The 25,308-nt window shown below is 43.0% G+C and carries 20 protein-coding genes; 7 read left to right on the plus strand and 13 right to left on the minus strand.

Annotated features, from left to right (window positions below; translation table 11 throughout):
* Window positions 1-25: 25 nt before the first annotated feature.
* From AAFH98_RS13090 to AAFH98_RS13100, 3 genes are all read left to right on the plus strand, one after another.
* On the plus strand, window positions 26-619 hold the full coding sequence (locus tag AAFH98_RS13090) for a class I SAM-dependent methyltransferase (protein WP_342523185.1): 594 nt from the start codon (window positions 26-28) through the stop codon (window positions 617-619).
* Between the two features lie 122 nt (window positions 620-741).
* Window positions 742-1,083 (plus strand): cupin domain-containing protein, encoded by a 342-nt coding sequence (locus AAFH98_RS13095; protein WP_342523187.1) that lies wholly within the window; start codon window positions 742-744, stop codon window positions 1,081-1,083.
* Window positions 1,084-1,302: 219 nt separating this feature from the next.
* Window positions 1,303-2,358 (plus strand): flavin monoamine oxidase family protein, encoded by a 1,056-nt coding sequence (locus tag AAFH98_RS13100; protein WP_342523188.1) that lies wholly within the window; start codon window positions 1,303-1,305, stop codon window positions 2,356-2,358.
* A gap of 5 nt (window positions 2,359-2,363) precedes the next feature.
* On the opposite strand, the gene AAFH98_RS13105 is transcribed toward AAFH98_RS13100, so the two are convergent.
* The 8 genes from AAFH98_RS13105 to AAFH98_RS13140 form a co-directional block, all read right to left on the minus strand.
* Window positions 2,364-3,437 (minus strand): acyl-CoA reductase, encoded by a 1,074-nt coding sequence (locus AAFH98_RS13105; protein WP_342523189.1) that lies wholly within the window; start codon window positions 3,435-3,437, stop codon window positions 2,364-2,366.
* Between the two features lie 102 nt (window positions 3,438-3,539).
* Entirely contained in the window at window positions 3,540-4,598 is a 1,059-nt protein-coding gene (locus AAFH98_RS13110; RefSeq protein ID WP_342523190.1) for a LuxE/PaaK family acyltransferase, read from the minus strand.
* Between the two features lie 97 nt (window positions 4,599-4,695).
* Window positions 4,696-5,991, minus strand: a complete 1,296-nt coding sequence (gene purB / locus AAFH98_RS13115; RefSeq protein WP_342523191.1) for an adenylosuccinate lyase — start codon at window positions 5,989-5,991, stop codon at window positions 4,696-4,698.
* A gap of 111 nt (window positions 5,992-6,102) precedes the next feature.
* The gene (locus AAFH98_RS13120; RefSeq protein WP_342523192.1) at window positions 6,103-7,593 is read right to left on the minus strand and encodes a M48 family metalloprotease; all 1,491 of its coding nucleotides are present in this window, start codon (window positions 7,591-7,593) and stop codon (window positions 6,103-6,105) included.
* A 100-nt stretch (window positions 7,594-7,693) separates the two neighbouring features.
* Window positions 7,694-9,592 carry a DUF2779 domain-containing protein gene (locus AAFH98_RS13125; protein ID WP_342523193.1) on the minus strand — a complete coding sequence of 633 codons (1,899 nt, stop codon included), beginning with the start codon at window positions 9,590-9,592 and terminating at the stop codon, window positions 7,694-7,696.
* A complete protein-coding gene (murB, locus tag AAFH98_RS13130; protein ID WP_342523194.1) occupies window positions 9,579-10,631 on the minus strand; it encodes a UDP-N-acetylmuramate dehydrogenase in 1,053 nt (350 codons plus the stop codon). The genes AAFH98_RS13125 and murB overlap by 14 nt, the downstream gene beginning before the upstream one ends.
* Before the next feature lie 10 nt (window positions 10,632-10,641).
* Complete coding sequence (locus AAFH98_RS13135; protein WP_342523195.1) at window positions 10,642-12,033, minus strand: hemolysin family protein; 1,392 nt, start codon at window positions 12,031-12,033, stop codon at window positions 10,642-10,644.
* A 126-nt stretch (window positions 12,034-12,159) separates the two neighbouring features.
* Window positions 12,160-12,600, minus strand: coding sequence for a single-stranded DNA-binding protein (locus AAFH98_RS13140; RefSeq protein WP_342523196.1), 441 nt, complete (start codon window positions 12,598-12,600; stop codon window positions 12,160-12,162).
* Window positions 12,601-12,814: 214 nt separating this feature from the next.
* Here AAFH98_RS13140 and AAFH98_RS13145 point away from each other — a divergent pair, with 214 nt between their 5' ends.
* On the plus strand, window positions 12,815-15,532 hold the full coding sequence (locus AAFH98_RS13145) for a S9 family peptidase (RefSeq protein WP_342523197.1): 2,718 nt from the start codon (window positions 12,815-12,817) through the stop codon (window positions 15,530-15,532).
* A gap of 73 nt (window positions 15,533-15,605) precedes the next feature.
* The gene (locus AAFH98_RS13150) at window positions 15,606-17,387 is read left to right on the plus strand and encodes a DUF2207 domain-containing protein (RefSeq protein ID WP_342523198.1); all 1,782 of its coding nucleotides are present in this window, start codon (window positions 15,606-15,608) and stop codon (window positions 17,385-17,387) included.
* Here AAFH98_RS13150 and AAFH98_RS13155 read toward each other — a convergent pair.
* The 4 genes from AAFH98_RS13155 to AAFH98_RS13170 form a co-directional block, all read right to left on the minus strand.
* Window positions 17,384-19,069, minus strand: coding sequence for an acyl-CoA dehydrogenase family protein (locus AAFH98_RS13155; RefSeq protein ID WP_342523199.1), 1,686 nt, complete (start codon window positions 19,067-19,069; stop codon window positions 17,384-17,386). The two genes, AAFH98_RS13150 and AAFH98_RS13155, sit on opposite strands and share 4 nt — an antisense overlap.
* 140 nt (window positions 19,070-19,209) lie before the next feature.
* On the minus strand, window positions 19,210-19,605 hold the full coding sequence (locus AAFH98_RS13160; RefSeq protein ID WP_342523201.1) for a thioredoxin family protein: 396 nt from the start codon (window positions 19,603-19,605) through the stop codon (window positions 19,210-19,212).
* A gap of 189 nt (window positions 19,606-19,794) precedes the next feature.
* Window positions 19,795-20,199: a nucleoside 2-deoxyribosyltransferase gene (locus AAFH98_RS13165; RefSeq protein WP_342523202.1), complete on the minus strand. Its 405-nt coding sequence runs from the start codon at window positions 20,197-20,199 to the stop codon at window positions 19,795-19,797.
* A 48-nt stretch (window positions 20,200-20,247) separates the two neighbouring features.
* Complete coding sequence (locus AAFH98_RS13170; protein WP_342523203.1) at window positions 20,248-21,441, minus strand: phosphoglycerate kinase; 1,194 nt, start codon at window positions 21,439-21,441, stop codon at window positions 20,248-20,250.
* 248 nt (window positions 21,442-21,689) lie between these two features.
* On the opposite strand from AAFH98_RS13170, the gene AAFH98_RS13175 reads away from it, so the two are divergent.
* The gene (locus tag AAFH98_RS13175) at window positions 21,690-22,853 is read left to right on the plus strand and encodes a cysteine desulfurase family protein (RefSeq protein ID WP_342523204.1); all 1,164 of its coding nucleotides are present in this window, start codon (window positions 21,690-21,692) and stop codon (window positions 22,851-22,853) included.
* A complete protein-coding gene (locus AAFH98_RS13180) occupies window positions 22,850-23,401 on the plus strand; it encodes an LOG family protein (RefSeq protein ID WP_342523205.1) in 552 nt (183 codons plus the stop codon). Before AAFH98_RS13175 ends, AAFH98_RS13180 begins: the two co-directional genes overlap by 4 nt.
* Before the next feature lie 13 nt (window positions 23,402-23,414).
* Here AAFH98_RS13180 and AAFH98_RS13185 read toward each other — a convergent pair whose 3' ends face one another.
* Entirely contained in the window at window positions 23,415-25,289 is a 1,875-nt protein-coding gene (locus tag AAFH98_RS13185; protein WP_342523206.1) for an AMP-dependent synthetase/ligase, read from the minus strand.
* Window positions 25,290-25,308 lie beyond the last annotated feature (19 nt).

The raw sequence follows: 25,308 nt of genomic DNA on the forward strand, positions 1-25,308 counted from the left end.
CTATTGTAAGAGAGTCCCTTTAATATTGCTCGTTATACTTGCTTTCACTTCTCTGGCCTGTGCGCAAGCACCGGGCAACCAATCGGATGTTCAATGGATTATTGAAGCACTCAATATTGAGAAAGGTGCAACAGTAGCAGATATTGGCGCGGGTGATGGTGACCAAACGCTGGATATTGCTGAGTATATTGGTCCCCAGGGAACAATATACAGTACCGAATTGGGAGATGCGCAAATTGCAGAATTAAAGCAGGCAATAGAAAACGCTGACCCAGCTAACATTACAATCCTTGAAGGTCACCCGCAACGTACCAATCTGCCAGAGCAATGTTGCGAGGCTATATATTTACGCAGGGTATATCATCATATTACTAATCCTAAAGATTTCAACGTCAGCTTGTATCAATCCTTAAAACCAGGTGGCAAGTTAGCAATCATAGATTTTGAACCGCGAAGTTCTGAGGCTGATCCCGAAGGACGCTCTTCTGGCAACCAACACGGGGTTACCGCTGAAACTGCAATCGATGAACTGTCGCAAGCAGGATTTCGACTTGTTAGTTCCAAAAAACAATCGGGACGAAACATCTACATTGTAATGCAAAAACCAACTTCTGACTGATAAACCAAAAAACTTTTCTCCCTTAGTAATAAATAGAATTTATTCGTCTTATTGTTTTCTCTATTGGCTAATTCTGATTAGATTACTTCTATCAATACCCACCAAAACATCGGAGGTTGATTATGCGTTACGGACACGTACAATCAGGGGATCCCATCAATCTTCAATCTTTGCGTGAAGAGCTGGATGTAGACACATCTTATGCGCTGGTGAAAACGGATAACATGGAAGTTATTCGCATGGCCCTGCCACAGGGTAAATCAGTAGAAGAACATGTCCTGGACAGTGAAATTTCGGTGCAATGCTTACAGGGAGAAATACTATTTCAAATAGATGGCAGGGCAAGTTCATTAACGCATGATGATTGGTTATATCTCAAAAAGGGACAGCCCTATTCCTACAGTGTTAAATCAGATGCTATCGTTCTTATAACTATTGTCTTTGGAGAGCAACAATCATCTTAGTCCAGGCAAGCCCCTCACCTGTATTAGATCTTTTAACGATTTCAGCTGGTGGTTATGAAAGAATACTAAGCCAACTGATTCCACTTTCTATAACCGTTTCCCTATATGAAGCTTGAGGAAAAAACAATTCCCAGCTTCAAATGGCTCCATTAAATTGGATATATTTCCCTTCCATTGATAAAGATTATCTTTAAAAGAAAGAAATTACATAAGAAGCAGATGAAAAATATAGTTGTACTTGGTGGTGGACTCAGTGGATTAACTACAGCTTACCTACTCAAAAATGAAGACATCTCCACGACCATTTTAGAAGGCCGAGACCGCATTGGCGGACGCATTCACACCCTGCGTAACGATGCTGAAGCTCCTATCGAAATGGGCGCCACTTGGCTGGGTAAAAAGCATACTCATTTACTGGATTTACTTGATCAATTAAATATTGGAACTACTCAACAGTTTATGGGCAACAAGGGATTCTATGAGCCAATGTCAGTTTCACCACCACAGCTTGTAGACCTGCCTCCTAATAAAGAGCCCAGCTATCGTATCGATGGCGGATCAGATAACTTGATACATTCTTTAGCAAATCAGCTTGACCAAAACCAAATCCTACTGAATGAGAGAGTAAGATCTATTGCTGATATTGGAAACTCACTACAAATACAAACCAATAATACTAATTTTGATGCTGATGCTGTTATTAGCACTCTACCGCCCAAGCTGCTAATCGAGTCGATCAGGTTTACTCCTTCACTACCCGATAAACTCCAAAATATCGCAGCAGGCACACACACCTGGATGGCTGACTCCATTAAAGTGGCCCTTACTTTTGAGCGTCCATTTTGGAAAGGTTCCAACTCCAGCGGCACTATCTTCAGTAATGTGGGCCCCGTCAACGAGATGTACGACCATTCCGATGAGCAACAATCCAGATATGCACTAAAAGGATTTATGAATACAGCTTACCATTCGGTATCACAAGAGAAGCGAAAGCAGTTAGTTCTCGACCAGCTCCGCCGATTTTATGGGGATAAAACCGACAGCTACATTTCCTATCGGGAGACCGTATGGAAAAACAAGCCCCTTACCTACACCGAATATGACGACCCCATCATCCCTCACCAACATAATGGCCACAAGGTATTTCAACAATCGTATTGGGATCACCGACTATTTATATCAGGATCTGAAACGGCCCCCTCTTTCCCGGGATATATGGATGGAGCGGTAGAAAGTGCCCAACGAGTAGTTACACAACTCAAAAAGCTGATATAAAATACCTAATCAATTAACCATTCCAACAGATCTACCCCATCGGGTTTCCAAAAAAGGGCTGGTTGCTGCACATGAGTTAATAACTCAATTTCCTGCTTCAAATCGGGTACCTCCGTTTGGGAATCTGTTACATATATGCTCTGCAATTGTGACTCATACCGTTGGGACAACTCAGCCACCTTAGACTTACCTCCCTGCACCCAGTAGCAGACAAAATCCTGATCAAGTTCAAAACCGCCCTCCTGCAACAAAAAGTATTTTAGCCACAACTGCGGACGTTCGATAGCCTCGTTGTACGCATACTGCTGTTTAAGCTTGGCAGGCGGTAGTTCGTGCTGGGGATTTTCGAGCCAAAAATTTTTTATCTGATCAGTAAGCCCCTCCTTTACATCATCTATCAAAAAGGGAGAAACAACCACTGCAACTGAACGGCATCCCTTCCCACCATATCGCAATATTCCATCAGCTAACTCCCGTAGTGTTTTGTTGTCTTTTTGGTCCAGATAAGCCATTGAAAAATGGGCTGTGCGAATCAAAAATTGGGTACCTTCATGAGCCAACTCAAACTTATCTATCGCATCTCTTACCTCCGGTACCGAAGACTCCGATCCGGCAAAAACAACTGCATCGTGCGGCATGCCCTCAAAATCACCTAATCGGTGCGTCCACTGTACATCCATATCTGACCACTGCCCTGTTTTCTTAACCTCATTCAAAAATGTAGGGAGCAAATACGGATCTTTTCGTGAAATCTTTCCAGTATAGCGGGCGCCACTTAACAGTGTTGCAAACGCATCCTGAAATCCCACCAGCGGCAGATTTCCTGCGTGCAGGCACAATACATTTTTTCGAGATGCATTATGCTCATCATCTAATTCCGCGCGCTTAACCCACTTTTCTATGACTGACTCACTGATACTCTTTCTAATAACATCAATAGCATAATTGACATCCTCAAAACTGAAATAACCTTCCCGCACCGTTCGGTCGATGGCATCAGCTAAATATTGATTGTCATCGTGAAGCCAATTTTTGGTGGCTTCAAACAACGCATTTATTCTTTTTTGGGTATTTGTCATAAAAATTATTCAGCTAAAACCCTGCGGATCTAACAGATATTGATAAAGTAAAATATGAAAACCCTTGAGAGACCCGCAGGGTTTAGAGTTCTATTTAATTATTTAATCTTCATCGATTAAAAAATTGCAGCCACGCAAATCTTTGGGATTCCATCGCCCCAATACCTGGAAGCGACCCTTTTTATCCATCACTCCTTTGTCGCCCGTCAATAAAAAAGAACAGCTATGCACATTGGCCAGATCAATTACTCCAATCAGTCCCTCCTTGTACGGCGGTAAAATCTCGGCTGGATTATTGGGATTGCGAATCGTTACCTGCATCCAAGGCACCGTCTGAAACCACTTTCCTCCAGTTGTATAAGCCTGACTTAATAACTCAGCCATGCCGTATTCCGAATGAATGCGACTACCATCCAATCCAAAACCGTTAGCTAAGCGGCTATGCAATTCACTGCGAGAAACTTCTCGACGATGCGTTTTCATTCCCCCGGTTTCAATAATAATACTATTGGATGGCAATTCTACTTTTTCCATCTCTAATAAATCCAATAATCCAAAAGCAGCGCCAAACAGAATAAGCTGCTTACCCTGACGCTTGACTTCTTTCACCGCGCCGGGGTTCAAGGGCTTATCCAGTGGCAAAAACCGACTCAGCCCACTATTATCCTGATCAATGAGCTTCTGAATCATATAAATCAGCGAGGAATGCGGGTTTTCAGAATACCCCGGTGTATAGCCCCAGATCACAGTATTATCAAGCTTGTAAAAATGACGAAATCCCTTTAACAATGACTGATCATAAAGCTCTGGATCATGCACTCGGTGGATACTTCGCTGCATTTCCGAAGTGCCACTGCTTTTGAATACAAGCCCCGATTCCTGTCCGGAATGCGTAGTTACCGCAGCATCTTTAAACACTTTGATGGGTAGTAAAGGATAAGAAGTAATGTCATCCTGAACTCGGTTCAAAATCTTTTCCTTTACATTTTTTGATACAGACTCCGAGGCAAGGTCGGAATGACACGAGCTTTTAACGGTTTCCAATGCTTTACAATACCGCTGATACACCAAATTATTTTCAAACTGGTATTCGAAAACCTGTTTGGCTTTCTCTGCAAAGGGAAGCTCCTCAGAAAAAATAAATTCTGACCAATTCTCCATATTAAGTTTTAATTATTAAACACCGATAACACTATTTCTGAAAATGACCACAAAGTTTTGACCCGTGATCATCTGTTAAATCCGTTCAACCAGTGTATTATTCTAACCCAACGCGCTCAAAAATGCGATCTACATTGCGGGTATGGTGATCCAAATCAAAAGCTTCTTCGATTTCTTCATCGGTAAGGTTTTCCTGTACCGTTTTATCAGCCTCGACCAGATCACGGAACATGGTCTTTTCTTCCCAAGCCTTCATGGCCAGCGGTTGTACCGTATCGTAAGCTTTCTCGCGAGACATCCCCGTATCAATAAGCTTGTGGAGCACGCGTTGGGAGAACGTCAACCCAAAGGTCTTATAAATATTATCGTGCATGTTGTCTTCGAAAATGGTCAATTTTTCGACTACCCCAGAAAAACGATTGAGCATATAATCCAGCAAAATCGTGGCATCAGGCAGGATAACACGTTCCACAGACGAATGAGAAATATCGCGTTCGTGCCACAGCGGGATATTCTCGTAGGCCGACATCATATAACCGCGAAGTACGCGGGAACAACCCGAAATGTTCTCTGAACTCACGGGATTTCGCTTATGTGGCATTGAAGAAGATCCCTTCTGTCCCTTACGGAAAAATTCTTCGGCCTCCCGCACCTCACTTCGCTGAAGATGGCGAATTTCCACAGCCATCTTTTCCATAGTTGATCCAATCAATGCCAATGTTGAAATGTAGTCAGCATGACGGTCGCGCTGTAGCGTTTGGGTTGAAATTGGAGCCGGAGAAAGTCCCAATTCCTCACAAACAGAAGCTTCAACTTCCGGCGGAATATTAGCAAAAGTGCCCACTGATCCGCTCATCTTTCCGAACTCAACATTCTTAGCCACCTTCTCAAACCGTTCCTGGTTTCGCTTCATCTCGGCATACCAAAGCGCACATTTGAGTCCGAAGGTTGTAGGCTCGGCATGCACCCCGTGCGTCCGCCCCATCATCACGGTGTACTTGTGCTTTTTCGCCTTCTCTGCCAACACATCAATGATATGCTGAATATCTTTTCGCAGGATCTCATTGGCCTGCTTCAGGCGGTAACCATTGGCTGTATCAACTACATCAGTAGAGGTAAGTCCGTAGTGAACCCACTTTTTTTCTTCGCCAAGCGATTCCGAAACCGATCGCGTAAAGGCCACTACATCGTGACGCGTCTGTTTTTCAATTTCCTTAATCCGATCTACATCAAACGATGCCTTTTCATAGAGCTTCTCAACATCTTCTTTTGGGATCTTACCCAGTTTGCTCCAAGCATTACAGGCGGCCAACTCGACCTCCAGCCAAGCCTGAAATTGGTTTTCCAGTGACCAGATGTCGGCCATCTCCTTTCGGGAATATCGCTCAATCATTGCTAATAAATTTGGGCTGTGATTAAATAGAAAGTTCGCCCAAAGATATTGGATTTTTTAACCAAAATAAGGAGTAATAAATGACAAACGATATTCCTTCCAATATGCAAATTACCGGCGGGGTATCTTAATCCAACTACCCTGTTCTACCGTAGCATCTGCCTCAACCTGATTGATGATAGCCACATCTTCAACCGTTATATCCATCGGTAAATTACCCACAAATGATGACAGAGCGTTCGACTGATCTACTTTTTGTGTTTGCAAACGTACAGGCTCACGGTTCAACTTATCCTGATCGGTAAGCGCTGCAAATGAATAGCTTGTTTGCTCAAAATTGTCGCGGTACCCATCAAACTTTTCGGCCAAACTATAATTGGTAAACCGATAGATATTGCCATCATACATTACCGCGTAAACCAAAAAACGATATGTAGTTCCATCTTCTGTTTTAGCCGTTGCCAGCGCCTGATAACCATCCAATCCATTTTGCCGGGTAGATTGTTGAGACTGCACAGTAAAACCATCCTGACTCACATAATTCATAACGGAACTCTCAGGCGAATCAGCTTCCCCATCAATTTCCATCAGCGAAATTGCATCCTGCTCTTCATTTACTGCTGCAACCAGTGTAGGCTGATTGACAATTTTCCAATTATCGGGATAGTCGAACTGGAATTTCAAGTCTGGATGATAAAATACTCCTTCTTCTGAAAAACCTTCACGCGGATTATCTCCGAATATTATACCATCAATTATATTCATATACGCATCGGCATTTTCAATATTTTGCTGATACCCCTTCTCAGCCCACTGATTAGCAAGTTCTGGGATCCTGTCAGCGCGTTCGGAAGGGTCTGGATGTGAGGATTGCCATGTGGGAATACTTTGTCCGGATTGATCAGAAATACGCTCCAGGGCTACAAAAAAACCAGCCCCATCGGCGGCTTCGTAATTTTTCATCGCGGCATATTCTACGCCCAGCTGGTCAGATTCACGCTCATCATCGCGACCGTAACTCAAAAACATAAATTGCGCAGCCTGGCTCCCAAGTTGCAACACACTTTGCCCCGGCACGCCTAATAGCTCTTCACCAGCCACGGCACCGCCAAGTAAGGCAAGTTGACCTATTTGTTGCTCAAAAGCACGTTGTGATGCATGTCGGGCAGCGACGTGGGCGATCTCGTGTCCCAATACCACAGCCAATTGCGCCTCATTCTTCAGATGGGCCAACAACCCACGGGTCACATAAACATACCCGCCGGGCAGTGCAAAAGCATTTACTACCGGACTATTAAGTACTCTAAAATAGAACTCCGTTTCTCGGTATTTGGGATCGGTGTCTTCGCGACGCATATGGCTGACTTCCAACACCTCCTGGCCAATGCGTTCTACATACTGTTGTACCTCATCATCGTTGTACACACCATATTGCTGCTGAATTTGTTGATCAGACTCTTTCCCAATCTGCACCTCCTGTTCCCAACTATACCCATACGCTCGTTTAGAACCGGTAATGGGACTTTTTTGAACCGTACAAGCAGAAGCAACTACTGAAATAATCAGAACAAGACAAAAATTTCGATATAATGATTTCTTCATGAATATATGTTTTTAGAATCCAGATAAACGTTTTTAAAAATCCTTCTAATAGGTTTAAATATAATCATTTCCAAAAAGTTTCATCCCAGAAATTTTTTGGCTATTTCATCAGTTCCTGCCAATGCTGATAAATCATCATCATAGCCAAGGTATCCAACTCACAGTATTTTAGCAGCGCTTTTTGATAAGTTGCAAGCTCATCAGCACAATAATCGCGGGCAATAAGTTTGCCATATACGACCATCGCCTGCGTACCACGACGGATCGATGAATCCCCGCTTTCCGTCAATATTGAGTATGGGTTTTGGGCCCCTCCCTTCCCATCAGCCTGCCACCAGATCATGTTATCAAAATTTGAACTACTATAAGGCTTCGTATAAATATTCTTCAAATAGGGACTGTGACTCATTACTGAACTTAGCACATCTTTAATACTCAGAGAATTTTCCATCTCTCGATTGTAATAGAATTTTTTTACGAGCCGGCTCAGATCAGCAATATAGGGCGGCTGATGGTGCGAGGAGTCATGACGATTAATAATTTTCTCAAGCCAGAAGATGAGATCCCCAGCGTCGGAAACCTCGGAAAAGTCTTCGGTAAGTTCACCTCGAATAGTCTTTAGGGCATGCCGTTCAAAGTTTGAGTATTGCACAATCGTCCCCTCTTCGATATAAGGCACCTCCTGTAGCTGACGAATTAATTCATAATTAGGATATCCACTTTTAAAATCGTCGATCCATTCGTAATGGCGCCATCGTCCGTCACTAAACAGCGTATGACAAGAAAACTGAAACACTACCAAATGGTACGGCCTGCAACTACGACGTACAGGAACCGCATAATTTCCAGCCTCAAAATCCAAAAAATGAAGGGGGAACTGCCATCGATTCAACTCCTTAAAAAGAGCCGGACGAACAATCTCTTCGGGCACCTCTTTTTGTTGCGATTTATAAATCTGTAAAGCTTGGCGCATCTCTTGGGATATTCGTCCCTTTCCCTTCACAATACTTTCTGGCGAAAATATGGTCGCTGTAGAAATATCAGTTTGCCAATAATTTTTATTTGACAACCGCGTATTCGTTCCCGGACCAATTAAATCAAAAATATGATTCTGGGATGCATTATTTCTACCTGTTATCGCTTCCCAACACTCATTGAACCCACTTTTCGTACCGGCCTCCAGCCGTTCATGTTCAATGCGGAACTCACACCTTTTACATTTTATGCCCACACCGGAATCCGCCTTTGTTTTATTGAAATACAGATCTCTGAAAAAAGTTAGCGTGTCTTCAAGATTTGACTTCGGCAAATAGTTTTCCGCATACGATGAATCATCCAATAATCTTTCGACAATATTGGTAACATCAAGTTTTGCCAGCAGCTCTTGGTTTGATTCATCAACTTTCTCCCAACCGTCTCTTCCATCATCAAACGGCTGCAACAAATGGGGTAAATCATCCATATACGACTGACCCGATTTTTCCGGCATTACTAATACCGCGCGGAGATTAGCATTAGGATAATTATGGCGCGCTACAAACACCTGGTAGGCAAAATCGAGAAGATATTTCTCCCACTTGCTTTTGAGATTGCCTTCTGAATTCAACAACCGATTCTTCCGGGAATCGAATGCCTTGGTACGCACATAGTATAAGGTCAGCTCATTCTCCGACTTTTCTACAATGGGCAAACGAGCCATCATATTTTGATGCTCAAAAACCGCATCAAAAAGAACGGCACTCTGTTCATTTAACAATTGGTCGGTTTCAGAAGCCGCCTCCGACACCTTTTGGCCGTTAACAAAATGGGCATCCGAAAAGACCGATCGCGCTAAAGCCGTAAGCAACCGCTTATTATAAATAGCATGCTCAATAAACGGTCGCGACTGTTGGTTTTGGGGATATCCTTGCGCGTAATAATAAAGCTTAATTGGACACTCAAGACCTGCGCCAAACAGATGCCGGGTAAAATATGTCGACCAATCGTTAAAGCTGGCCATCGTTCCCAATAATATTTACTTCGGGTATTAGCAGAATACCAAATTTTTCTTCTACTGCTTTCTTAATGCGATCCGCAAGTTCAAGAATTTCACGACCAGTAGCGCCGCCGTGGTTAACAATGACCAACGCTTGCTGTTTATATGTACCTGCATTTCCTACGACCTCTCCTTTCCAGCCGGCCTCCTCAATCAACCAGCCGGCAGGCACTTTCATTTTCTGATTTCCCATATCGTAGCCAGGTGCTTGGGAATATTCTTCTTTTATCTGTTGATACACTTCATCACTTACTACCGGATTTTTAAAAAAACTTCCGGCATTGCCCAGTATTTCGGGATTCGGCAGCTTACTATTTCTGATATCAATCACAATATCGCTAATGTCACGAATTGTGGGGTTAGAAATTTTCCGGCGTTCAATTTCTGATTGTATAGCCCCATACGACGTATTTAGCTCGGGCTTTTTAGACAACTTCAGTACCACAGTCGTCACAATAACAATCCCTTTTAACTCTCCTTTAAAAATACTGTCTCGGTAACCGAACTCACAGTGCTCCTTTTCATACCGGCGGACTTCCCGTCCTTCAATATCAACTGCTTCTAACCACTCAAAAACATCCTGAAGCTCAACGCCATAGGCACCAATATTTTGAATGGGAGCCGCCCCCACCGTACCAGGAATAAGGGAGAGGTTTTCGATTCCGCCCCATCCCTTTTCCACACAATAGCGGACCGTCTCGTGCCAGTTTTCTCCGGCCCCCACTTTCAACCAAATATGCTCATCCGTCTCCTCAATAACTTCCCTTCCTTCAATCTCAACATGTAGTACCAGTCCGTCAAAATCATCCGCAAAAAGTACATTACTGCCCCCGCCCAACACCATTATTTTAAGTCCATCGGTTTTGGGATGCCTCAAAATTTCCTTCAACTGCTTTTCCGTACCAACAGAAGCAAAATATCGGGCTCGAGCAGAAATACCGAGCGTATTATACGGAGCTAAATCAACATCATTACGAACGAGTGATTCAAATGGTACAGACATTAAGAAAAAATTACTTTGGGGTATGTTCTTGTGAAGATTTGGGACGATCCTGAACTTTAACACGGAGCTTCTTTACCCGGTTATTCTTGATCGAATGGATCGTAAGCTCCATGTTTTTATAATACACGCGTTCTCCCACATTGGGAATGCGTTCAGTAAGATGATAGACGAGTCCCCCCAAGGTTTCATATTCATCATCTCCGGTAGTGATATCGATATCCAAAATCTCCTCCATATCATCCAGGTCAACTTTAGCATCAAAAATATAGACCCCGCTTTTGAACTTGGTATAGAGATTTTCTTCCGTCTCATCATACTCATCAGAAATTTCTCCGACAATCTCTTCCAGGATATCATCAAGCGTAATGAGCCCTTCAGTACCGCCGTATTCATCTACAACGATAGCAATATGGGTTTTCTCCTGCTGGAAGTCGCGAAGCAAATCATCCACTTTCTTTGTAGATGGAATAAATAGTGCCTTTCGCGCAATAGTCCGCCAGTTGATGGTCGTGCGCTCAACATCAGCATTAATGTAAGGTAGCACATCTTTCGAGTGTATCACACCTACAATATTATCCAGATCATTTTCGTAGATCGGCATCCTTGATAATCCTTTCTCACGGATAAGCTGTAACACTTCGTTGAGCGAACTTTCGATAGAAATCGCCACAATATTGACGCGTGAAGTCATAATTTCGCGCACGGTCGTACTGCCAAACTCAATTACATTTTCGATAATTTCGCGCTCATCACTTTTGATCGATCCCTCCTGCTCGCTTACCTCAGCCATAGTCATAATATCTTCTGAGGTCATTTTGCTATTCGGTTTTGGCAGTCGTTCCTCAAGACTCAGCGTGCTGTTGGCAATAAGGCTTGACAGTGGCTTGAGCAACAAAAACAACCCATAAATAAACCCACTTACCCGACGGGCACTTTTTACGGGATTGTTAATTGCCATAACCTTTGGAGTAATCTCACTTAGAATAAGGATCATAAATGTTAATACAACCACTTCTACCGTATAGATCCACAACTCAGGAAGTCCAAAATATGCAACTATATTTCCTGTCACTACAGCTGCCAATACCGAGGCTATAATATTAGCAAACGTATTGCAAATAAGGATAGTTGCTAACAAGCGCCGGGGCTTCTCAAGCATCTTTGCAATCTGGCGATCTTTAGTACCCTCCACGTCTCGGTCAGCAAGTAAATCCTGCTGATTGATAACCGAAAAGAAAGCGACTTCAGACCCCGAAAAGAGTGCCGAAAACAGTAATCCCAAAATAATGATTACAACCTGTATCGTAATTGAGACAGGATCTAAGGTTGGTTCAATGAGAATGGATTCTCCCTGTCGGGAAAGAACATCGAAAAGAAATAGTAAACTACTCGGGTCGTCCAACTACTTATTATTGAGTTTGGGTTACCTTAAAGCTATTGACTGTAAGCCTTCGGTGCAAGAAAAGTAAAAGCGGTAAGGGCTGCCCCTACCGCTTTGAAATGTAAATGAATTATAGAACGGATACCATTAAAATGGCAAGTCGTCATCGATATCGTCAAAGTCCTCATTTAAGTCGACATTGCTCGATACCGGCTGAGAGTTATCGGGCTTGGGAGGTACATCTCCGCCGCCTTCACCTTTACTGTCAAGCATCGTCATAGTCAATGCTTTAATCTCGGTAGTATAGCGCGTTTGCCCTTCTTTATCTTCCCACTTGCGTGTCTGAATAGGTCCTTCGATATAAACCTGGGACCCTTTCTTAAGATATTCCTGGCAAATTTCTGCCAAACGTCCCCATGCTACAACACGGTGCCATTCGGTATTCTCCTTCCATTCGCCCATGTTATCCTTATAACGCTCTGAGGTGGCGATCGACATATTAGCTACGGCCGTATTGGACTGTGTATAACGCACATCCGGATCTTGCCCCAATCGGCCAATAATCATTGCTTTATTGAGTGAACTCATAATGTTTTCCTCGTTTATTTTTATTATTTCGTTCTAAAGGTAAGATATATTTCGGAGGAAATCCTTACAGAAAATTTTGGCTTTATGCTCTTACCTATTAATAAATAGGTAAAAAGTTTTAATTCCCATTGCCATTTCTACTTTATTTATTTATCTGTTCAAGGTGTTTCTATTGTTCGTCTGGTATCAACTTTAATAAACTAACCAACTTGATATGAAATTTCTGCACTCATTGCTATGTATTGGCTTTCTGCTATTATCTGTCCATAACGTAGCAGCACAAACTAATGAATGGACTGTCGAAGATGTTATCAACCAGGCACGAGCATCTTCGCTTACTTTTTCTCCCGATGGAAATGCTATGGTGTGGGTAAAATCACAACCAGATAAGGAAAAAGATGCCTCCCAAAGTGATCTTTATCTAACGCATTTGGATAAACGGGAAAATGGAGACTATAAAACTGTTCAGTTAACCCGTGGCAATGAATCGGATTATAGCCCGCTCTTTTCAACAGATGGAGAAACAATCTATTTCCTATCATCCCGTGATGAAGGCAAAAAACTCTGGGCCATGAGTACGCTGGGCGGCGAACCGTATGAAGTGCACGAATTTGAGACTGGTATTTCCAATATACAATGGATGGGCAAACAGAATCTGGCATTCGAATCCAACGAAGGAAAGACACTTTATGAGCAAAAATATGAGGAAATGAAGGACAACACGGTTGTTGTTGAGGATACCGCTCATTTTAAAGCCAGCCGTATTTATTCGTTCGATTTACAGGAAAAGGACATACAACGTCTTACTGATAATGAATATCCCGTTGGAGAATATGAAGTTTCTGAGGATGGTCAATGGATGGTGACTTCTCATATCATGTCTCCTTCATATGCTGCAGATGCCAACCCCAAACCTAACTACTATTTATGGAATCTTGAAGATGGAACAAAACAGCAGATTCTAAAAAGTGGATACCAAACCCCGGGTAATTTTGAGTTTACAGCAGATGGTAATGGATTCTATTTTGTTTCAGTAATTTCATCCGACCCGGAGTGGAACGGAGCTGGTAAAAGCGTGCTGCATTACTATTCGGTTAAAAATAATAGCGTTTCCGATGTACCTATCGATTGGGAATGGGGACTTGGCGGCGGTTTTGATGTCTTTGGCAATGATGTGATGGTGAGTCTGGCCAACGGTCCCACTCGCAAGCTGGCCTACTTGGAAAAGAATGGTACCAATTGGCGAAAAAAATCGGTCGATGCCGGAGATATGGACGAACACGTTACCGTTACTGCCGTTGGAGAAGATCATAGAAAACTGGTATATGTCTATTCTACCGCTTCCCTACCTCCGCAGTATCGCCTGGCGGAACTCAATGAGAAACGACGATCTGTAGAAATCCCTGAAGGCAATGAAGTCATTAAACTTAATGAATACCTCGATAAAAAGAAGAAAGCTAAGACTGAAGTGGTGCGTTGGACAGGCGCAATGGATGAGGAAGTCAACGGCATTCTCTACTATCCACACGACTATGAAGAAGGCAAAAAGTATCCACTGGTCGTAACAATTCATGGAGGCCCATCAGGGGTGGATTTAGATCAGTGGAATGAATCATGGACCGATTTCAACAACATCATGGCTCAGAAAGGAGCCTTTGTGCTACAACCAAATTATCACGGCTCAGGCAATCACGGGCAGGAGTTTGTGGAATCAATCAAGGGGCATTATTACGAATATGAGCTCCCCGATGTCGTTAGCGGCGTAGAAATGCTTGTTGATCAAGGCAAGGTTGATCCGGACTCTATGGGTGTTAAGGGATGGTCAAACGGGGCTATTATTACCACAATGCTTACAGTCAAACATCCCGACATGTTTAAGGTTGCGGCACCTGGCGCCGGGGATGTCAACTGGACCTCCGATTACGGAACGTGCTCGTTCGGTGTCTCTTTTGATCAAAGCTACTTTGGTGGTGCCCCTTGGGATGATACCAATGGTAAAATTTTTAACGAGACTTACGTACAGAAATCACCCCTCTTTGAGATGGAAAAGATAAAGACTCCAACAATTATTTTCCACGGTAGCGAAGACCGTGCCGTACCGCGTGATCAGGGTTGGGAATACTACCGGGCGCTGCAGCAAATCGATCAGGCCCCGGTACGGTTTCTGTGGTTCCCCGGTCAACCGCACGGACTCCAAAAGATCACTCATCAAACACGCAAAATGAAAGAAGAAATACGCTGGTTTGATAAATACCTGTTTGGGACTTACAAAAAAGAAAACGAAGCATTCAAAAAAGAAAGCCCTATTGCTGATCTGCTCACTAAAGACAAAGCCCAAACCGATACTGGACTATTTGGCGTGATGAAAGATGGGGTTCTTATCCCGGAAACAGTATCTATGAAAAAGGATTCTACGGCTATCGGCCGATTTGAAGTCACCAATGCCCAGTATGCTGCGTTTGATGACAACTATTCCTATGCCGATGTCCGCGCCAACTACCCAGTCACGGGTATCAGCAAAGAAAACGCTGAACAATACATCCAATGGCTCAATAACCAGACCAATGAAAAATACCGCTTGCCCAATGCCGAGGAGGCCGAAAGTCTAAACAAACAGGCTCGCAAAGTAGCCACTTCAGAAAACACGCTCAATTATTGGGCCGGCTATGATATTACTTACGATGATGTCGCCGAATTTCGCAAAAAGCTTGATGAGCTTGACCATAGTATGCTCAAAGAAGTAGGATCCTACAAGGCGGTAAAAGTCGGCGAAGCTGAAGTGTACGATCTGGGAGGTAACGCTGCTGAATGGCACAGTGGATCAACCCAGAATAATACCTACGGCTACTCGGCAGTCAGCTATGTGGATGAACGCAGTGAAACTCCACAAACGTCAATTCGTTATACCGGATTCCGCGTTATTAAAGAGTAGTATACATATTTATCATCCTGACAAAAATGGGATTTATGCACTCTAATGGAGGTTCAATAAACTATTAAAAACCATGTGGTTACGAACATTTTTGTTAAGTGCACTATTGTTCACTGTAGGATTAACCGAACCATCTGCAAAGTCGTACGAAATTCCTGAAATTCATATTGAGGTTAGCATAAATAAAGACGGTACTGTCCTCATCACCGAACACCTTACGTATGACTTTGATGGTTCGTTTTCTTGGGCCCAATACCAATTGCCGAAACAAGGATTTACAGGAATTCGGAATATCAAAGTTTCAGAAAACGGAACAGTATATCTCAACAAAAACAATGAAGAAAAGGGTACGTTTAGTGTCTCTGAATCCGATGAGTATATCCGTTTAAAATGGCACTTCATTGCGGAAGACGAACGACGTACTTTTACAGTTTCGTACACGCTTGAGGGCGCCCTGACCATTGGGCCAAAATGGTCCCAATTTTTCTGGAATTATCTTTCTGATGAACGAGATAAATCAACAAAAAAGCTGAATATCTCGATCAATTATCCAGAGGCGGTTCCTTCAGATTCCTTGTTCGGGTGGACCCGTCGGCCGCTCGGACGAATGGATCTTCAAAAAGAACAGGGGCGCGTAAAAATTAGTGGTAAAAGTATCGACGACAACGATTTTGCTAAGGTGCGAGCTTTGTTTCCTACCTCAATATTAACCAATCCAGAAATTACCGTTCCCGATTTTACTCTAAGCCAAGTACGCAGCGAAGAGCTGGCCTACGATCAAAAGATAGCTGAACGCAATGAAAGGAAACAGTATTGGGATCAAACAGGCGAAGTGATAAACTATGTAATCCTCTTATTAGCTCTTATCATCTTCTACGTTTTGTATCAAAAGTATGGCAAGCGATACTCGACCTCTCACCTATCGTCGACCGAAACAATTGTCACACCAAGTCGTGAGCGTCCTGCTGCTGTTGGATGGCTTTTAAATGGACGACATATTGTAAGCGTTCATTTGATATCTACCGTACTTGATCTGGCCCGCCGGGGATATTTCAAAATCCGGGAAAGAAAACCCAAAGAAGGAATGCTTGAAGATGATGACCCAACTTTTCTCGTCGAACGCACCGGACAATCTTTGCAGGACGACTTGCTGGATTGGGAACAAGATACTATCCAATTTATAGAAAAACGTCTTGACGAGGATATTCAACAATTGCACAAAATTTTTAAAGGCAGTAACTCCGAGGTTTCGGGTTGGTTCTCTAAATGGAAGAACAAATTTAAAACATATTGCTTCAACCAAAATTGGATTGACCTAACAAGCTATAACGGTGCATACTGGAATTTGGGCATCCAGTTGTTGCTGTTTTCTATTGTTGTAGGACTTATATTCTATATCGGCACCGACATTTTTTCTGCGCTATCTCCATCATTTGTGTTTAGCTGGTTTGGGGCATTAATTACAACATTTGTTTTAGCGATACTTTCATTGATAATCATCAGACCTACCCAAAAAGGAGAGGAAATCAAACACCAATGGAACAATTATAAAAAGGGACTAAAGAATGCCGAAGAGCATCACATTTCATCCGATAAACTGGATAAACACTTTATTTACGCTCTGGCATTTGGACTTGGAAAAGATAAGATTGAAAAAATTTTCACCTCACATACCGACACCATGCCTGTCATTGCATGGATGGTGTTCAACACAAATACGACCTCTCCGGCAGCCGTAGCCAACACCTTTTCGACGCTCAGTGCCACTGGAGCCGCATCAGCACCGGGAACCTCGGGTGGGGCAGGCGCCTCAGCAAGCGCTGCAGGTGGCGGTGCGTCAGCCAGTGCTGGTTAATACTCCCAGCCGATAAGCGTTTTAATTTGATCAACTTCCAGCGAATTCTGCGGACGTAACGTCTCGTCAAAATCATCTACTAAATAATTAAGGGCAATCTCATATCGGTCACTATTCCCCAGCTTTTTTTCTTCAATTAATAACGCCATCTGGAAAAGTTTAATTAATTGGCTGAATAACGGCTTGGCCGTAGCCTCCCTGTGATCCTGGTTATTTAACTCACAAATATCTTTCCAGACCATTTTTGTCTCAGTCAATTTCTCTGCTAAAAGTCCTCCATATTTTGAAGATTTATCAGCCGCTTGTTCAATCATTTCAAAAATAATTTCCAGTCCCTGAGACTTTTCTGTTGCACGAAGCATATCCAGTACAATAATATTCCCTGAACCTTCCCAAATTGGCAACACATTTACATCGCGCAACAGCTTCGGCATTACAAAATCCTCGATATAGCCATTGCCACCCATAAGCTCCATGCATTCGCGTACCCCATAGACCGCATTCTCAGCCGACCACCATTTGGCCATAGGTGTAATCATTCGTAACAGATGCTGTTCCCTTTCATCCCCTGATTCAGCGGCATCCATCGCTTGCAAACCACGCCAGACCAGTACAAAATCGGCCAAATAGGTTGATCCCAACTCCAGTAGCTTCTCTCTGATCAGTGCATGTTCCACCGCTCGTTTCCCAAACGTTTTCCGGTGACTCAAATACTGCCACGCCTCAATAATAGCTCGACGATGTCCCGCCAATGCCGCCACAGAATTGTAATTTCGAGATATGTTAATCATCTGTGCCATAACCTTGAATCCCGTCCCTTCTTCTCCCAGCCGCTTGCCAACTGTATCCTGTAAATGGACTTCGCCAGTAGCCATCGACCGCACTCCCAACTTATCCTTCAAGCGAATAATGTTCATCGGATTTCGCTCGCCATTCGGCAACTCTTTTTCAACTAAGAAAAGCGAAAGTCCGCGCGTACCTTTTTCAACCGGACCCGTACGAGCCAACACCATAATGACATCGGCATTAACGTTGCTACAAAACCACTTTTCGCCATTCAATCGATAGTGTTTCCCATCCATCCGCTCAGCTGTACACAAGTTTGCCCCTACATCCGAACCACCGGATTTCTCAGTCAAAAACATCGCGCCCGAGAAAAGCCTATCCCCTGTTTCTGCTCCCAGCATTGGCAACAAACGCTTTTTATCTTCTTCATCCCCAAATTTCTCAATCAACAACGCTGCACCATCGGTCATGCAATGTGGACAATATTGCCCCAATTCGCTCATTGCATACAACTGGCCCAACGCAAATCCCATTTGATGTCGACTCCCTAAAAATTCTTCCCTTTTCTCAGGATGGTATTTCAAATAGAACATCTTTGATTGGGCTGCGATATCCATCAATTCCCAATAAGCCGGATGAAATTCAATCTCGTCGATATTCTCACCAAACTTGTTACGTTTTTTGAGGACTGGTCCATTTTTATCAGCCTTCTGCGAACGTTCGTCCATCTCAATGGCCGCTTGTTTTCCCAGCTGATTTAATTTCCCATCCAAAAATTGCTTCGCCTGCTCAGAAAAATATCGGCTGACGTAATCACGAAGAATGAGATCAGATTTATAAAAGTTATAGCTGGCGTTATAATCATCGGTAAGCACTTTGTTTTCGGGATGCGACATGAAGAACCTCTCTATTTGAAATTTCGGGACGGGTTAATAAAGAAGTATAAATAAAAAAAGGACGGGATATCATCCCATCCTTATAAATAACGCTAATAACCATGCACCAAATGTACCGGTTAAAACCGCTTATGCAACAATCAACAATCTACAAAATCCTTCAATTCCTGATAAGACAAGGCACCTGCATACCGCTTTAATTCGTCATTATTTTTAACCAGTAACAGCGTTGGCAATCCTTTCACATTATATTGGTTGACAACTTCTTTATGCTTCATAGTATCAATTTTAACAATCGTACAATCCATATTGTCTAATTCTGCCAACCTTGTTAAAGATTTATTCATCATAATACACGGCCCACACCATTCTGCCCAAAAGTCTATCAGCACCAAATCTTCACTCTGTAAAATTTGCTCTAACTCTTTTGCATTAACTTCATTGACTACATTTTTTAGAATTTGAGCCTGAGAATGATTTTTCTCACTGACAAGTCTCCGTTTTATTGAAGCAATAGGCCAACGAATAATAGCCAAGAGATTGCTAAGTATTAATATCAGAAACAAAAACAAATACCCAACAATTGTTAAGGGGAAAAGATAAAATGTAGATTTATTGACCTTCAACCATTCTTCGAGCTTGTTTAGTTGATGTATGATAAAATTCGAATTCATTTTTAAATAAATAAAATCGAGACCCGGCACTCCCGGGTTAGATGGTATAGGTTAACATCCATTGAATATTTGCTTGATTAAACTTTGAGCTTCTTTAACTGTAGAGTATTTATAACAGTTGATAGAAGGTGAACCATTGATCATAGCTGAAACAGATTTATTATTCTGCCGGCGATATAAACAAAAAACCTTTTTATCCAACGCTACAGCTCGACCAATTTCATAGCCAACTCCATGAGAAGGGGTTGTTACTTCCCCAATTAAAATATCAGCTTCATTAAGCCATTTCATATCCTGCTCATGGATTTTACTATCTGATAGTTCATGGCTGATATCTGAAGAGCCAACATGTTCAGTCAAAACATCTCCGTAATTTTTTATTTCTTCGATAAGCTGTTTATACAGTTTGGCATCTTGTCTTCCTCCTCTGATTGAGCCAGAAAAATAAATCTTCATTCGAAAGATATTTTTTAGAGAGTTTGACTATTTTATACAACCTAACTTTTATTTATCCGTCAGAGCCACAACGCCCGGCAGATCTTTGCCTTCTAAGAACATCAAGCTGGCCCCGCCACCAGTAGAAACATGAGAAACGGCATCTTCGAGTCCAGCCTGTTTAATCGCTGATGCAGAATCACCGCCCCCAATAATTGATGTTGCTCCCAACTTAGTGGCTTCTGCAAGCGCTTCCGCCACGGCATTCGTACCCTCGGCATAGTTTGGCATCTCAAAAACACCCATCGGACCATTCCAAACTACAGTTTTGGCATTCTTGATGATATTCCCAAACGAGAGACAGGTCTGCGGACCAATATCAACGCCCATCCAACCATCTTCGATGCCGTCTTCTCCTACAACTTTGTGCTCAGCATCATTATTAAACTCTTTAGCAGCTATCGAATCCACAGGCAATACAACATTAATCCCCTTCTCCTCGGCTTTTCCCAGTAGTTCCTTGGCCAGATCAACTTTTTCCTCTTCCACCAGGGAATCCCCAATTGATAGTCCCTTGGCTTTATAAAAAGTGTAGGTCATACCACCACCAATGAGAATGCTATCGACCTTATCCAACAAATTTTCGATAACACCAATTTTATCAGAAACTTTAGCTCCGCCCAAAATGGCCACAAATGGCTGTTCAGGATTATTTATGGAGTCATTTAAATACTTAATCTCTTTTTCCAGCAGATATCCCGATACCGCCGGCTGAAGAAAACGTGTGACCCCCGCAACCGATGAGTGCGCTCTGTGGCTGCTCCCAAACGCATCATTACAAAACAGGTCACCGTGCTTAGCCAACTGCTTACAGAACCCTTCATCATTGGCTTTCTCTCCCTTGTGGAAACGCACATTTTCGAGCAGCACAATTTCACCGCTCTCGGCCTGACCAATTACAGAAGTTGCCGTTTCTCCAATACAATCCTCTGCAAAATGTACCGTGGAGTCTACCAGTGTTTGCAAATGCTCTGCTACGGGCTTCAAACTCAAGGATGAATCGACTTCTCCACCGGGACGTCCGAGATGACTCATAAGGATAAGTTTTCCACCGTTTTCTATCACATAATTGATTGACGGCAGCGCCTGAACAATGCGATTATCATCACCAATTTTACCATCTTCAATCGGTACATTAAAATCTACGCGCATCAGTACCCTTTTGCCTTTAACTTCTACATCCTCGAGCGTCATCTTATCCATAAGTAGCTATAGTTTTGAGCTAATTAATAATTTTGTAGCTGAATTTACCAGTTCATCGAAAAGTGTCCAAACTAATTTAGATGATCTGTAACCTAACTGATCAGATTATTGTGGGAAGGTGCACAAATAAAAGCTGATCAACGTTAAACAATATCCCATTACCCTATTTATCCATCTATCGTTTCTGTTTTTCCACCTTATTTTTAAATATCTTTGAACTGTTTTAATCGTTAACGAAAATCAGTGATATGGATACCGTTTATTTCGATCATGCCGCTACTACACCAGTAGATGAGCGCGTGCTTGATGCAATGACCCCCTACTTTACCGAACACTATGGAAATGCTAACTCTCCCCACGGATTGGGCAATAACGCTAAAGTAGCTGTTGAAGAAGCAAGGGAAACCATTGCTGAAATAATCGGTGCTGAACCGGCTGAAATTATCTTTACCAGTGGCGGAACAGAAAGTGATAACTGCGCAATTAAAGGGGTTGTTAATGCTACTGGAAAAACTGAAGTCATCACCTCTCCTCTTGAACACCACGCCGTACTTCATACAGCAGAAGCCTTAAAAAGAAATGGTGCCAAACCAGTATACGTGGAGCCAACATCAGAAGGAATTATCACAGCCAAACAGGTTGAAGAGGCCATCACTGAAAACACCGCCATGGTTTCGCTGATGCATGTCAATAATGAAATTGGGTCTATCAATCCACTCAAAGAAATCAGCGAGGTTTGTAAAGAACATAATATTCCCTTCCATTCTGATACGGTTCAGAGCGTTGGTAAAATTCCGGTGGATGTGGAAGAGCTCGGACTCGATTTTCTGAGCATTAGCGGACATAAAATTTATGGTCCAAAAGGCATTGGCGTGTTGTATATGCGCCATGCTACACCCTGGCTACCTTGGATGCACGGTGGATCGCAAGAACGACGTCGACGTGGTGGAACGCTAAATGTGCCCGGCATTATTGGATTGGCAAAAGCGCTGGAACTTTCTCAGCAAGAAATGGACGACCACCGTACCCATTTTATCAAGCTTCGCAAGCGACTTATCAATGGACTTGATGAAACGTTTGGCAATCGTTATCAAATTAACGGTGATACCGAGAACGGCGTACCACATATTATTAATATCTCGTTCCTCGATCCCAACGGGGATGGCCTTGACGGTGAAATGCTACTACTCAATCTTGATGTAGAAGGAATTTGCATATCCAACGGATCGGCCTGTACATCGGGCGCCATGGAACCTTCTCACGTACTCGAAGGCATTGGATTAGATACCCAAACAGCAAATTCAAGTATCCGTGTAAGCCTGGGTAAACAAAATACCGCAGAAGAAATCGATTACTTTATCAAAAAATTGGAAGTTGTTGTTAAACGCATGATGGGTCCCGTTAAGGCATGAGTTCACAACATAGAGTTTGCGTTTATTGTGGATCTAAAACGGGCAAAAACTCCACCTTCATCCCCCAAACCAAAGCATTAGGCCACGCGTTGGCATCCAATAACATTGGCTTAGTTTATGGTGGCGGTTCGGTAGGGTTAATGAATGAAATTGCCAACGCTACCTTGTCACGCGGAGGGCAGGTTCACGGTGTAATCCCCCAGCATTTGTATGATTTGGAGGTCGCCCATGAAAACCTTACTGCCCTACATATCACAGATACTATGCACGAGCGTAAGGCGATGATGGCTGAGCTTTCGAATGCTTTTATTGCCCTACCCGGCGGATTTGGAACCTTCGAAGAGCTGATGGAAGCCATCACCTGGCTACAACTGGGTATCCATAAGAAAACTGTTATTATTTATAATATTGACGGCTATTATGACAAACTCATTGAGTTTATCAATGAAGCTGTCGGACAGAAATTTATTACCGAAGAAAACCGCACCTTACTAAAAACAGGCAACAGTGTTGAAGAGTGTCTCCAACACTTGCCATTTCAAAATTAGATTATTCGTCGATCTAATTTGAAAAAATATCGTCAATCAGATAGCCGTATTTATCCTCAACGATACGGCGCTTAATTTTTAAGGTCGGCGTCAACTCTCCGGTCTCTACCGTAAATTCATTGGGTACGATACGGAAGTCACGAATTTTCTCGTGTGATGCCAGCTCATTCGATGTACTTCGTACTTCTTTACCATAAATATTCTGTATCTCTTCTTTTTGGATCAGATCCTCAAGAGAATCATATTCAATGCCCTCTTCTTTGGCATATGCTTCTAATGCTTCAAAATCAGGTACAATAAGAGCTGCCATATATGGTTGACGTTCCCCGACAACTACCAGCTGATCAATCCATTTGCTTGTTTTAAACAGGTCTTCGATAGGCCCGGGATAAATATTTTTTCCACCGGCGTTAACAATCATGTGCTTAATGCGATCGGTAATCTGTAACTTTCCATCCACAAACTTACCCACATCACCCGTATGCAGATAGTCATCATCATCAATCATTTCACGGGTAGCCTCATCATTCTTCCAATAGCCCTTCATCACATTGGGCCCCTTACATAAAATTTCTCCCTGTTCTGAACTGTGATCAGTAGGATAATCTTCACCACTCAGCTCAGCAATAATCTTACTGTCTTCCAATCGTTGAATGGCAACTGTAACGCCTGGCAGTACCTTTCCGACGGTGCCCATCTGCTCATCACCATAGGTATTACAACACATAACCGGCGATGTTTCTGTAAGTCCATATCCCTCAATAATATGCAGGCCGGCCCCCATAAAGAAATTACCAATCTCGGCCGGCAGCGCTGCACCACCAGATACAAAAAACCGAATACGTCCACCGGTACGCTCTTTCAGCTTATCAAACACCAGTTTATCGGCCAGTTTCTTCTGCATCGACACCAATCCACGCTGACCATCGGCATACTTTCGACCAACCTTCTGTGCCCAGCCAAAAATCTTCTGTTTAATAGCACTGCCTTCCTCCACACTTTTCGAAACAAGGTTATAAATCTTTTCAAACAGCCGAGGCACACTCATAATAATTGTCGGGTGTGCCTCGGTCATATTTTTAGCCACCGTATCCACACTCTCGGCATAATAGATCTCAGCGCCACCGGCCAGCATCGCATAGTAGCCCGCTGTACGCTCAAAAGAGTGACAAAGCGGCAAAAACGACAAACACCGATCATCTTCATTAATATCAATACGTTGGTGGGCGGCCTTAATATTACTCACAATATTACGGTGAGTAAGCATAGCTCCCTTCGGCTTGCCAGTCGTTCCTGAAGTATAAATTAGGGTTGCCAGATCTTCGGGCTCGATCGCTTTACTGCGACGATCAATTTCCTCTTCCTGTTTGGGCAGCTCCTTAATCCCTTCGCTCATCACTTTTTTAAAAAGGGAGACATACGCATCATCCAAATAACTGGATATATTGGGTTCGTCGAAAGCAATAATCCGGTTCAAATCCGGGCAATTATCAAACACTTCACGCGCCTTTTTGAGCTGAATGCCCGTTGACACAAAGAACATCTCCGCCTCAGAATTTTTCAGAATATATTCGCACTGCTTCGGCGGCAGCGAGGTATACAACGATACATTAACCGCTCCAATTAGCTGAATTGCCAAGTCTACCACAGCCCACTCATAGCGATTCTCGCTAAGAATGGCTACCCGGTCTCCAGCCTCAATGCCATGCTTAATCATATATGCTGCCAGCGTGTGTGCATCTTCATCAACCTGATCCCAAGTAATTGTTTCGTAAGGCTCATCCGTTTTGGGTTTTCGAGCAAAAGCCGTTTTGTCCGTGCCCTTATATTTTTTGGATAGATTAAGGAACAGGTCAGTCAAGGTTTCAAAAGCTACAACTGTGGGCATAAATGGTAAATTAATTGCT

It is taken from the genome of Fodinibius sp. Rm-B-1B1-1, assembly GCF_038594945.1.
Taxonomy (GTDB): Bacteria; Bacteroidota; Rhodothermia; order Balneolales; family Balneolaceae; genus Fodinibius; species Fodinibius alkaliphilus.

What these genes read in the sequence shown, in the direction of transcription:
- AAFH98_RS13180 (WP_342523205.1), top strand. Translation starts at nt 22,850, where the DNA reads ATGAGTTCACAACATAGAGTTTGCGTTTATTGTGGATCTAAAACGGGC.
- AAFH98_RS13100 (WP_342523188.1), top strand. Translation starts at nt 1,303, where the DNA reads ATGAAAAATATAGTTGTACTTGGTGGTGGACTCAGTGGATTAACTACA.
- AAFH98_RS13120 (WP_342523192.1), bottom strand. Translation starts at nt 7,593, where the DNA reads ATGAAGAAATCATTATATCGAAATTTTTGTCTTGTTCTGATTATTTCA.
- AAFH98_RS13110 (WP_342523190.1), bottom strand. Translation starts at nt 4,598, where the DNA reads ATGGAGAATTGGTCAGAATTTATTTTTTCTGAGGAGCTTCCCTTTGCA.
- murB (WP_342523194.1), bottom strand. Translation starts at nt 10,631, where the DNA reads ATGTCTGTACCATTTGAATCACTCGTTCGTAATGATGTTGATTTAGCT.
- AAFH98_RS13185 (WP_342523206.1), bottom strand. Translation starts at nt 25,289, where the DNA reads ATGCCCACAGTTGTAGCTTTTGAAACCTTGACTGACCTGTTCCTTAAT.
- AAFH98_RS13165 (WP_342523202.1), bottom strand. Translation starts at nt 20,199, where the DNA reads ATGAAGATTTATTTTTCTGGCTCAATCAGAGGAGGAAGACAAGATGCC.
- AAFH98_RS13125 (WP_342523193.1), bottom strand. Translation starts at nt 9,592, where the DNA reads ATGGCCAGCTTTAACGATTGGTCGACATATTTTACCCGGCATCTGTTT.
- AAFH98_RS13140 (WP_342523196.1), bottom strand. Translation starts at nt 12,600, where the DNA reads ATGAGTTCACTCAATAAAGCAATGATTATTGGCCGATTGGGGCAAGAT.
- AAFH98_RS13150 (WP_342523198.1), top strand. Translation starts at nt 15,606, where the DNA reads ATGTGGTTACGAACATTTTTGTTAAGTGCACTATTGTTCACTGTAGGA.
- AAFH98_RS13105 (WP_342523189.1), bottom strand. Translation starts at nt 3,437, where the DNA reads ATGACAAATACCCAAAAAAGAATAAATGCGTTGTTTGAAGCCACCAAA.
- AAFH98_RS13095 (WP_342523187.1), top strand. Translation starts at nt 742, where the DNA reads ATGCGTTACGGACACGTACAATCAGGGGATCCCATCAATCTTCAATCT.
- AAFH98_RS13170 (WP_342523203.1), bottom strand. Translation starts at nt 21,441, where the DNA reads ATGGATAAGATGACGCTCGAGGATGTAGAAGTTAAAGGCAAAAGGGTA.
- AAFH98_RS13155 (WP_342523199.1), bottom strand. Translation starts at nt 19,069, where the DNA reads ATGTCGCATCCCGAAAACAAAGTGCTTACCGATGATTATAACGCCAGC.
- purB (WP_342523191.1), bottom strand. Translation starts at nt 5,991, where the DNA reads ATGATTGAGCGATATTCCCGAAAGGAGATGGCCGACATCTGGTCACTG.
- AAFH98_RS13145 (WP_342523197.1), top strand. Translation starts at nt 12,815, where the DNA reads ATGAAATTTCTGCACTCATTGCTATGTATTGGCTTTCTGCTATTATCT.
- AAFH98_RS13175 (WP_342523204.1), top strand. Translation starts at nt 21,690, where the DNA reads ATGGATACCGTTTATTTCGATCATGCCGCTACTACACCAGTAGATGAG.